Source organism: Paraburkholderia sp. 31.1 (assembly GCF_014397645.1).
GTDB lineage: Bacteria > Pseudomonadota > Gammaproteobacteria > Burkholderiales > Burkholderiaceae > Paraburkholderia > Paraburkholderia tuberum.
The window spans coordinates 102,477-112,592 of record NZ_VZQN01000025.1; the positions used below are offsets into that span (position 1 = coordinate 102,477).

The window sequence follows — 10,116 nt, forward strand, 5'->3', positions numbered from 1 at the left end:
GCCTTCCGATTCATAGCCAACGCACGTTCCTCCCCCATGCCTTCATCCAAGTTCACCTACGATCTGCCGTCCGGAGCACCGAGCCCCGTCGTCAAAGAAGAGCACATCGAATACGGCTTCCTTGGCAAGCTTCAGAACTTGAAGTACGAATACCGCGACGACATTCGCGATCGCGCCGCGCTGGAAAGGAACTTCCGGGAGAAGTTCGAGGCCCTCAACCGCGTCAAGCTGACCGAATCCGAGTTCGCCAGGCTCCTGGATGAGATAGTTTCCCCGGATGTCTACACCGCTGCCAAGACCCTGCGCGGCATCAACGCCTTCACCCGCGACGACGGCACGCCGTTGAACTACACGCTGGTGAACATCAAGGACTGGTGCAAAAACCACTTCGAGGTCATCCACCAGCTGCGAATCAACACCGACAACAGCCACCATCGCTACGACGTCATCCTGCTCATCAACGGCGTGCCCTGTGTGCAGATCGAGCTGAAAACCCTGGGCGTCAATCCGCGCCGGGCCATGGAGCAGATCGTCGAATACAAGCACGACCCCGGCAACGGCTACACCAAGACGCTGCTCTGCTTCATGCAGCTCTTCATCGTCAGCAACCGCGACCGCACCTACTACTTCGCCAATAACAATGCTCGCCACTTCGCTTTTAATGCCGACGAGCGCTTTCTGCCCATCTATGAGTTTGCAGATGAGGACAACCGCAAGATCACTCAACTCGACGAGTTTGCCGAGCACTTCCTGAAAAAGTGTGACCTCGGACGCACCATCAGCCGTTATATGGTGCTGCTCGCGGGTGAGCAGAAGCTCATGATCATGCGGCCCTATCAGGTCTATGCCGTGCAGCACATCATCAAGTGCATCGACGAAGACAATGGCAACGGCTACATCTGGCATACCACGGGCAGCGGCAAGACGCTCACCTCCTTCAAGGCATCAACGTTGCTGAAGGAAAACGAGCACATTCACAAGTGTTTGTTCGTCGTGGACCGGAAGGACCTCGACCGCCAGACACGGGAGGAATTCAACAGGTTCCAGGAAGGTTGCGTCGAAGAAAACACAAACACCGCCGCCCTTGTGCGCCGCCTACTTTCAGAGGACTACGCCGACAAGGTCATCGTCACCACCATCCAGAAGCTCGGCCTGGCGCTGGACGAAAACGGCAAGCGCAATAAGCAGCGCAGCAAGAACGGCCAGGCCACCTACAAGGAACAACTCGAAGCACTGCAGGACAAGCGCATTGTCTTCATCTTCGACGAATGTCATCGTTCGCAGTTTGGCGACAATCACAAGGCCATCAAAGCATTTTTCCCGAAGGCGCAGCTTTTCGGTTTCACCGGCACGCCGATATTTGGTGGACCCAAGGGCAACTCCAGTCGCATAAAAATCGACGGTGAGGTGGCCTCGTATCGGACCACCGAAGAGCTCTTCCACAAGCAGCTCCACGCCTACACCATTACCCATGCCATCGAGGATGGCAACGTCCTGCGCTTCCACGTCGACTACTTCAAGCCCGAGGGTAAGAACCCACCAAAGCCCGGCGAGGCCATTGCCAAGAAGGCCGTCATCGAGGCCATTCTTGCCAAGCACAATGCAGCCACCGGCGGGCGTCGCTTCAACGCCATCCTCGCCACTGCGTCCATCAACGACGCCATCGAGTACCACGCGCTGTTCAAGACGATGCAGGTGGACAAACAGGCCGCCGACCCCGACTTCAAGCCGCTGAACGTCGCCTGCGTCTTTTCGCCGCCTGCCGAGGGCGACCCGGATGTGAAGCAGATCCAGGAAGACCTGCCGCAGGAGCAGGCGGACAACGAAGAAGACCCTGAGGGTAAGAAAGCCGCTCTCAAGGCCGTCCTCGCCGACTACAACGCCCGCTACGGCACTAACCACCGCTTGAGCGAGTTCGACCTCTACTACCAGGATGTGCAGAAGCGCATCAAGGACCAGCAGTGGCCCAATGCCGACTACCCGGCCGCGCAGAAGATCGACATCACTATCGTGGTGGACATGCTGCTCACTGGCTTCGATTCCAAGTTCCTGAACACGCTCTATGTGGACAAGAACCTCAAGCACCACGGATTGATCCAGGCGTTCTCCCGCACCAATCGCGTACTCAACGGCACCAAGCCCTACGGCAACATCCTCGACTTTCGCCAGCAGCGAGATTCCGTCGATGCTGCCATTGCCCTCTTCTCCGGAGAGAAGACCGGTGAGCAGGCGCGGGAAATCTGGCTCGTGGACAAGGCGCCCGTGGTCATCCAGAAGCTGGAGACCGCAGTGCAAAAGTTGGACGACTTCATGACGTCCCAGGGCCTTGCCTGCACGCCATCCGCCGTAGCCAACCTGAAGGGCGACGAGGCCCGCGCCGCCTTCATCAGCTACTTCAAGGAAGTCCAGCGACTCAAAACCCAGCTGGACCAATATACCGACCTCAGCGAAGACAACAAAGCCGCCATCGAACAGGTGCTGCCCGATGAAAACCTGCGCGGCTTCAAAGGCCAGTATCTGCAAACTGCCAAAGAGCTCAGAGCGCAGCAGGGCAAAGACGTCAAGGAAGGTGGTGGCCCCGGCAACGATGACCCCGTGGACCAGCTCGACTTCGAGTTTGTCCTCTTCGCTTCCGCCGTCATCGACTACGACTACATCATGGGCCTCATTGCCAAGTTCTCCGCCAAGGGGCCCGGCAAGGCCAAGATGACCCGCGAGGAACTCATCGGCCTCATCAGCGCCGATGCCAAGTTCATGAACGAGCGCGACGACATCGCAGAATACATCGCCACGCTCCAGGCGGGTGAGGGCCTCTCTGAAGCCGCCATCCGCGACGGCTATACCCGCTTCAAGGCGGAGAAAAGCGCCAAAGAACTCGCCGACATCGCAGCGAAGCACGGCCTCACCACCGCCGCCCTTCAAAGCTTCGTGGACGGCATCCTCGACCGCATGATCTTCGATGGCGAGCAACTCAGTGACCTGATGGCCCCACTCGACCTCGGCTGGAAAGCCCGCACCAGTGCCGAACTCGCCCTCATGGATGACCTCCACTCCCTCCTCACTAAACGCGCCGGTGGCCGCGACATTTCAGGACTCAGTGCGTATGAGCAGTAGGAACAAGACCATTGCCAACAACGAAGAGGCAACGACCGCACTGGAGCCGAAGCGGAGATTTCCGGAGTTTCGGGGGGCGGCGTTGCGAAGCGTGCGGCTCGGTGACGTGACGGAAGAAGGTCGGCTCCGCAACGGAAAGAAACATTCAGTCGCTTCGGTGATGGGGGTGACCAAGGCCAACGGTATCGTTCCGATGGAAGCGCGACTCATCGCGGCCGACATCGAGCGCTACAAGATCGTTGAGCACGATTGGTTCGCCTACAACCCAATGCGGCTCAATATTGGTTCTATCGCTCGGTGGGAGGGCGAAAGCGAAATACTCGTCAGTCCCGACTATGTCGTCTTCAAGTGCATCACAGACGATGAATCGGGCATAGCTCCCGGGTATATCGACCACTTCCGGCAGACGAAAGCTTGGGAAGATTTCGTCACCGAAGGCGGGGATGGTGGTGTTCGCGTTCGGATCTATTACAAGGACATCGCACGCCTTCAACTGGGGCTTCCGTCTCTACCCGAACAAAAAAAGATCGCCGAGTGCCTGAGTTCGGTGGACGAGCTGATAGCCGCGCAAGCGCGTAAAGTGGACTCGCTCAGGACCCTTAAAAGAGGTCTGATGCAGCAGCTTTTTCCCCGCGAAGGAGAAACCCAACCCCGCCTCCGCTTCCCCGAATTCCAAGACGCTGGGGATTGGGAAGAGAAGCGGCTCGAAGACCTTACCAAGCGTGGTTCCGGCCACACACCAAGCAAAAGCAATCCTGAATATTACAACGGCGGGATTAAGTGGGTGTCACTCGCTGATTCGAAGCGTTTGGATGGCGGTCTGATTGCCGAGACTGCCATCGAAATATCCGAACAGGGTATTCAGAATTCATCAGCTGTTCTTCACCCGGCCGGTACGGTGCTCATCAGCCGTGATGCGGGGATTGGAAAAAGTGCTGTCATGGATGTTCCAATGGCCGTGAGCCAACATTTCATCGCTTGGACATGCAATCCCTGCATGCTTTTCAATTGGTTTTTGTATCATCTTCTGCAGAACTCCAAGCCGCTTTTTGAGCGGGCGGCGACAGGCAGTACGATCAAGACAATTGGGCTGCAATTTTTCGTTGATTTGGTCTTCCGGATTCCGTCTCTCCCCGAACAACAGCGCATCGCCCATTGCTTCACCTCCCTCGATGATCTAATCACTGCCCAAAGTGACAAACTCAATGCCCTTCGGGCGTACAAGCGAGGGCTAATGCAACAGCTTTTCCCGTCAACCATAGAGGCCTCCATATGAGCGCAGCTGCCTTCACTCAATTTGCAGACCTCAATGCCGCCGCTCTACATCTGCGGGCGCAGTTGCGGTCCAAAAAATTCGCGTTGCTTTATGCTCATAATGGCACAGGCAAGACTCGCCTTTCCGCCACATTCAAGGGCTTGGGTAAAAAGGTCGATATCGACGGTGAAACAAAAGAGCGTGACACGCTTTACTTTAATGCCTTCACCGAGGACCTTTTTACTTGGCACAATGATCTCGATGCAGACACCGAACGTTACTTGATGCTCCATCCCACTTCGACGTTCTTCGCAGGACTTGAAGGGCTGGAGATGGATAACCGTATTCGCCCGTTATTACGGAACTATGGCGATTTCGATTTTAAGCTGGATAAGATCCCCTTGACCGACAGCGACGGCGAGGTCATCGGAGAACAGTTTGTTGTCCGCTTCTTTCGGAATCACGGCCCCGATTCCGAAAATATGGCCGCAGAGAACATTAAGATCTCACGGGGAGAAGAAAACATTTTTATTTGGTGTTTCTTTCTAGCGATCATTCAAATCGTCATCGATAACGATGAGGGCAACCCGTATGATTGGGTAAAGTATATCTATATTGACGACCCGATCTCTTCGCTCGACGAACACAACGCGATAAAGGTCGCACACGATTTGATTCACTTGCTTTCCGCTGCCGGTGAAAAATTACGCATTGTGATCTCAACTCACCACGTTCTTTTCTATAACGTTATCGCCAATCAGCTTCGGAAGAAGGCATCTGCTAAATTTTATCTCTCCAAAGGGGAAGAGCCCGAATCCTATCTGCTCGAAAATTGGGAAAACGTTCCACCGTTTCATCACCTCTCCACCCTCGTTGATCTGTGCAAGACTCGCGACAACGGCGAGCTAAAGAATTATCATTTCAATATGCTGCGTCGGGTGCTGGAGCAGACGGCCGCTTTCTTCGGATATGAATCTTGGGTTGAGTGCCTAAGACCGGAGCAAGGTGAATCGGAAAAGGCATTTCAGAAACGAATTCTCGATCTGAGTAGCCACGGAGACTGGGTGATTTTCGAAAGTCCCAAGATCGATGAATCGTTGCACTCTGCCTTTTGCACAATCTTCGAAGAATTTCGACGCAGCTTCCCCTTCAACCCCGAGTGGTTCCCGCCCTCACCGGCAGCCGCACCCGCACCCATTCCGAAAGCATGACCGAGAAGAATCAAAAACAACTGGGCAACACCCTCTGGGGCATCGCTGACCAACTGCGCGGTGCCATGGATGCGGACGACTTCCGCGACTACATGCTGTCCTTCCTCTTTTTGCGCTACCTCTCGGACAACTACGAGACGGCGGCGAAGAGGGAGCTGGGGCGGGACTACCCCGATGTGGGAGGCGACACCCGCAAGGTGCCGCTGGCGCTCTGGTATGCGAACAACGTGGACGACATCCCGGCGTTCGAAAAGCAGATGCGCCGCAAGGTGCACTACGTCATCCAGCCCGCGCACCTCTGGAACAGCATCGCCAACCTGGCCCGCACTCAAAACGCGGAACTGCTGAACACGCTGCAGGCAGGCTTCAAGTACATCGAGACGGAATCCTTCGAGAGCACCTTTCAGGGCCTGTTCTCTGAGATCGATCTGAGTTCTCCCAAGCTAGGCAAGAAGTATGAGGATCGGAACGCCAAGCTCTGCGCCATCATCCAGAAGATCGCCGAAGGGCTGGCGGAGTTCTCCACCAACATCGACGCGCTGGGCGATGCCTATGAATACCTGATCGGCCAGTTTGCGGCCGGGTCCGGCAAGAAAGCGGGCGAGTTCTACACGCCGCAGCAGATTTCCGACATCCTCTCCTCCATCGTCACGCTGGACAGCCAAGAGCCGAAGACCGGCACCAAGAAACGGCTGGAAAGCGTGTTGGACTTTGCCTGCGGCTCCGGCTCGCTGCTGCTCAACGTGCGCAAGAAGGTGGCCAAGGCGGACGGCACCATCGGCAAGATCTTTGGACAGGAAAAGAACATCACGACCTATAACCTCGCGCGCATGAACATGCTGCTGCACGGAGTGAAGGACACGGAGTTCGAGATCTTCCACGGCGACACTCTGCTCAACGAGTGGGACATGATGCGCGAGCAGAACCCGGCCAAGAAGCCGAGCTTTGACGCCATCGTCGCCAACCCGCCCTTCAGCTATCGCTGGGAATCGACCGACGCATTGGCCGATGACTTGCGCTTCAAGAGCCACGGCCTTGCACCCAAATCCGCCGCCGACTTTGCCTTCCTGCTGCACGGCTTTCACTACCTTAAAGACGAAGGCGTGATGGCCATCATCCTGCCGCACGGCGTTCTGTTCCGAGGTGGGGCGGAAGAACGCATTCGCACCAAGCTGCTGAAGGACGGGCACGTCGACACGGTGATCGGCCTGCCCGCCAATCTGTTCTATTCCACCGGCATCCCCGTCTGCATCCTGGTGTTGAAGAAGTGCAAGAAGCCGGACGATGTCCTGTTCATTAACGCAAGCGGGCCGGAGCACTTCGAGAAAGGCAAACGCCAGAACCAGCTCAAGCCCGAGCACATCGCCAAGATCATCAAGACCTACCAGTTCCGCGAGGAAGAGGCGCGCTACTCACGCAAGGTGGAGATGGCCGAGATCGAGAATAACGATTTCAACCTGAACATCTCGCGCTATATCAGTACGGCGGTAAACGAGACGGAGATTGTTCTGGATGAGACTCACCAAGAGCTGGTGGAGATTGAAAAGGCGATTGCGGCTGCGAAGGACAAGCACAACGCTTTCCTGCGAGAACTGGATTTGAAGCCGTTGCCATAGGCGCTCACACTGACTTGTCCGTGCAGGCCACCGACTCCCCGCGACGTCTTTCCTTCGGGCTTTCTCGCCCGCGTCGCGGGCTTGCCTTGCATTGAGGTATAGAACCCTGAAAAACCCATCCCCGAAACCCTGACCTTTCGCCGGTGGACGCACAGAAAGGTCAGCAGCCATCCCAAAAGTTTTGACCTTTCGCGCTGTAGCGCCAGTGGGCCATCCCCGAAACCCCGACTTTTACGCATCGGCCGCGCGCGGTCAGCCCTGCATCGCGTATCGGTTCGCACGCGTATCGTGCAGCACGTGATGCCGGCCGCCATGCTCACCAAAGTACATTTCCGAGCGTTCCGCGCTCAGCGCTTGGCCGATGTGGCACGCTAGCCAGCCATCCGGCACGTCGCCCACAAGATCGACGAACAAATCCCAATCGCCTGCATAGTCGAAGCACAGCATGCGCTCTTGTTCGTTGTCGAACTGAGCCAGCCAGGCGAGCAGATCGAGGCGCAATGCGTAGCGCGTGAAGACACGACCCGGATGCTGGCCGAGTTGAGGTATCACCGCCTCGCGCACGAACGCGGTACAGGCCGCATCGTCGTAGATAGTGCCATTGAGATTGCGCTCTTACTGGCCATTCTTCAGCAACCACATTCGCCCCCCCATGCATACCCAACAATAAGCAAGAACAGCGCGATGAGTGGATGGCGTCCAAAGCCGGCGCAAGCCTATCCTGCAGTACCTCATTTTTACGTTTGCTTCTTTGGCTCCGCGCTAGCCGGATGCACGTGATCTACAACTCACATAGGACAGATTTTCAGTCGCGCGTAATCGCAGTGCGCCGCGTGCTCAGCGCAGCGCTACAAAAATGAAAGTCGCATGCGTGCAGACGGTCAATCCAGAGTAAATCTGGTGTAAAGGCAGCGAGGTCGGCAGTCAGCACGCGAGAAACGGAAAGTGCCACTTACACGCCATCCTGCGTAACGCAGGTGGTACTGGTGTGCAGGCGCTGTTGCATGGCTGCGATCTTCCGTCCACGTCGGATGACGTATGTGAGACGGCGGTGCGTTAAAGACGGCTCAGTAGGGACAAGCACGAGTTTGTCTACCTGTAGTCTAATAGGTGCCATGGCTGTACTCCGTGTTGCTCGACTCGCATCTGAATTTTGTGCGCCGCCGACGTCCGTCTGTGCTTGCGGCAATGTATGTTGACTGCTATGTAAATCTATCGGAGTCAGATAACAACATAAAAAATATTTTTTTCTTCCTCTACATTCCTATGGAATCCGATGTATTCCATCAATCGCGATGATCGACAGGAACAGGTATTGACGATGGACAAATGCCTACGCAAGATATATGTGAGACGTTGCACTGGAGCGAATCATGTCGGCTGTCAGGAGTTTCACTCGAGGGCAATGGGAGGCCCTCGGCAGAAGGCTGGATGCGCTGCCTGAAAAGGCGAAAGACAATCAGCATCTCAAGGTAGGAGACGGCGTTCAATCCATTCGGACGCAAATCAATACAGCGCGAGATAAGGGTTACACCCTCGGCGAATTGATAGAGCAGGCAGCGCAGGAAGGAATCGACGTGAATCTCAATTCATTGAGATATGCGATGCGACGGGCTGATCAGGTGCGCATCAGTCGCGAAAACAAAGAAGCGATACGAACTTATGGCGCTGGGCCAGCACGGGCAAGCAACTCGGCCCGGCCGACTACGGCACAGGACAGCCCACCGCGAGCTGAACCACGGCAGAATCGAAGCGGGCGAGCAAGCAGACCAGAAGTCACAAAGATGCAGGGCTACCTCGGATTTCCGATCAGTCCTGATACCGAAAACTTGTAGAGGTGAGACATGGCAACGGAAAATCCTCCCATCTATATGATCGGCGGCAGCAAAGGTGGTGTTGGCAAGAGTTTCGTGACGCTGGCCCTAGTCGACTATCTGCGGCGCGTGGACGTCAATGTCGCGCTGGTCGAGACCGATACGTCCAATCCCGATGTCATGAAGGCCGTTCATGATGAAGTCGAGTGCGCGTCGTGCGATTTGGACGACGTCAATGGGTGGATGGATCTCCTCAACTTTTGCGATGCGCACCGTGATTCGGTGGTCGTCGTTAATACGGCGGCTCGTAGCCAGACGGGTGTAGCGCATTACGGCGGGACGCTCGCCAATGCGCTCGACGAACTGGCGCGACGTCTCGTCGTACTGTGGGTCATCAATCGACAACGCGATAGCTTGGAGTTACTTCTGAAATTCGGCGCGACTTTCCCGAGAGCTGTTACACATGTTGTGCGCAACGGTTATTTCGGGGCGTCGGAAAAGTTCGCTTTATACCGGGAGTCAAACCTGCGCAAGGCCATCGAGGCACAAGGTCAGTCGCTGGATTTTCCTGATCTCGCGGATCGTGTCGCAGACGAACTGCGCAGTCAACGTCTATCGATATGCAAGGCGGCGGAAACAATGCATATCGGAGAGAGAGCGGAGCTGCTGCGCTGGCGCGCGTTGTTCAGCACAATGTTCGCAAAGGTGACGCCTGTTTCTCGACGTCACGGGTGAATCACCCGGTGGTACCCGTCTCGTGCGTACGAGTACGTATCAAGTCGCTTTCACTCAGTCCGGCCGCCGTTTAGCCCTACGCTCCGATCGATACCACGCGCCGGGTGGACATTGCGGGCTCGCTTGCCGAGCCCCCGCATCGTCCGCCCCTCAGAAGATTAACTGCGCGCTAGCACGTTGAGACTTGAGATCGAAGTAGACGTACCTCCCTTCCGTACGTGCGGCTGTTTTGGTGAATGCTGATCCCCCGGCGTCAGACTACTTGTCGTGTTATCTGAATCTTATAGACATGGTCCGGGGGCGGTAAAATCAGGGTGAATGAAAGCCTACTCAGCAGAAAGAAAAGAAGCGCTGGTGCGTCGCATGATGCC

At 56.1% G+C, this 10,116-nt stretch carries 7 protein-coding genes; 6 read left to right on the forward strand and 1 reads right to left on the reverse strand.

The genetic code is table 11. From position 1 onward, the window contains the following. Positions 1-36: 36 nt before the first annotated feature. From F6X37_RS20525 to F6X37_RS20540, 4 genes are read left to right on the forward strand one after another with little or no spacing between them, the layout of a single operon-like run. Positions 37-3,114 (forward strand): type I restriction endonuclease subunit R, encoded by a 3,078-nt coding sequence (locus tag F6X37_RS20525; protein WP_187612578.1) that lies wholly within the window; start codon positions 37-39, stop codon positions 3,112-3,114. Further along, positions 3,104-4,390, forward strand: coding sequence for a restriction endonuclease subunit S (locus tag F6X37_RS20530; RefSeq protein ID WP_187612579.1), 1,287 nt, complete (start codon positions 3,104-3,106; stop codon positions 4,388-4,390). Before F6X37_RS20525 ends, F6X37_RS20530 begins: the two co-directional genes overlap by 11 nt. Further along, a complete protein-coding gene (locus F6X37_RS20535; RefSeq protein ID WP_187612580.1) occupies positions 4,387-5,580 on the forward strand; it encodes an AAA family ATPase in 1,194 nt (397 codons plus the stop codon). The genes F6X37_RS20530 and F6X37_RS20535 overlap by 4 nt, the downstream gene beginning before the upstream one ends. Further along, complete coding sequence (locus F6X37_RS20540; protein ID WP_187612587.1) at positions 5,577-7,196, forward strand: type I restriction-modification system subunit M; 1,620 nt, start codon at positions 5,577-5,579, stop codon at positions 7,194-7,196. Before F6X37_RS20535 ends, F6X37_RS20540 begins: the two co-directional genes overlap by 4 nt. Positions 7,197-7,448: 252 nt before the next feature. Here F6X37_RS20540 and F6X37_RS20545 read toward each other — a convergent pair whose 3' ends face one another. Next, complete coding sequence (locus F6X37_RS20545) at positions 7,449-7,697, reverse strand: hypothetical protein (protein WP_187612581.1); 249 nt, start codon at positions 7,695-7,697, stop codon at positions 7,449-7,451. Between the two features lie 872 nt (positions 7,698-8,569). On the opposite strand from F6X37_RS20545, the gene F6X37_RS20550 reads away from it, so the two are divergent. Both F6X37_RS20550 and F6X37_RS20555 read left to right on the forward strand, forming a co-directional pair. Then, positions 8,570-9,031: a hypothetical protein gene (locus tag F6X37_RS20550; protein ID WP_187612582.1), complete on the forward strand. Its 462-nt coding sequence runs from the start codon at positions 8,570-8,572 to the stop codon at positions 9,029-9,031. A gap of 9 nt (positions 9,032-9,040) precedes the next feature. Then, positions 9,041-9,745 carry a protein mobD gene (locus F6X37_RS20555; protein WP_187612583.1) on the forward strand — a complete coding sequence of 235 codons (705 nt, stop codon included), beginning with the start codon at positions 9,041-9,043 and terminating at the stop codon, positions 9,743-9,745. Positions 9,746-10,116: the final 371 nt, after the last annotated feature.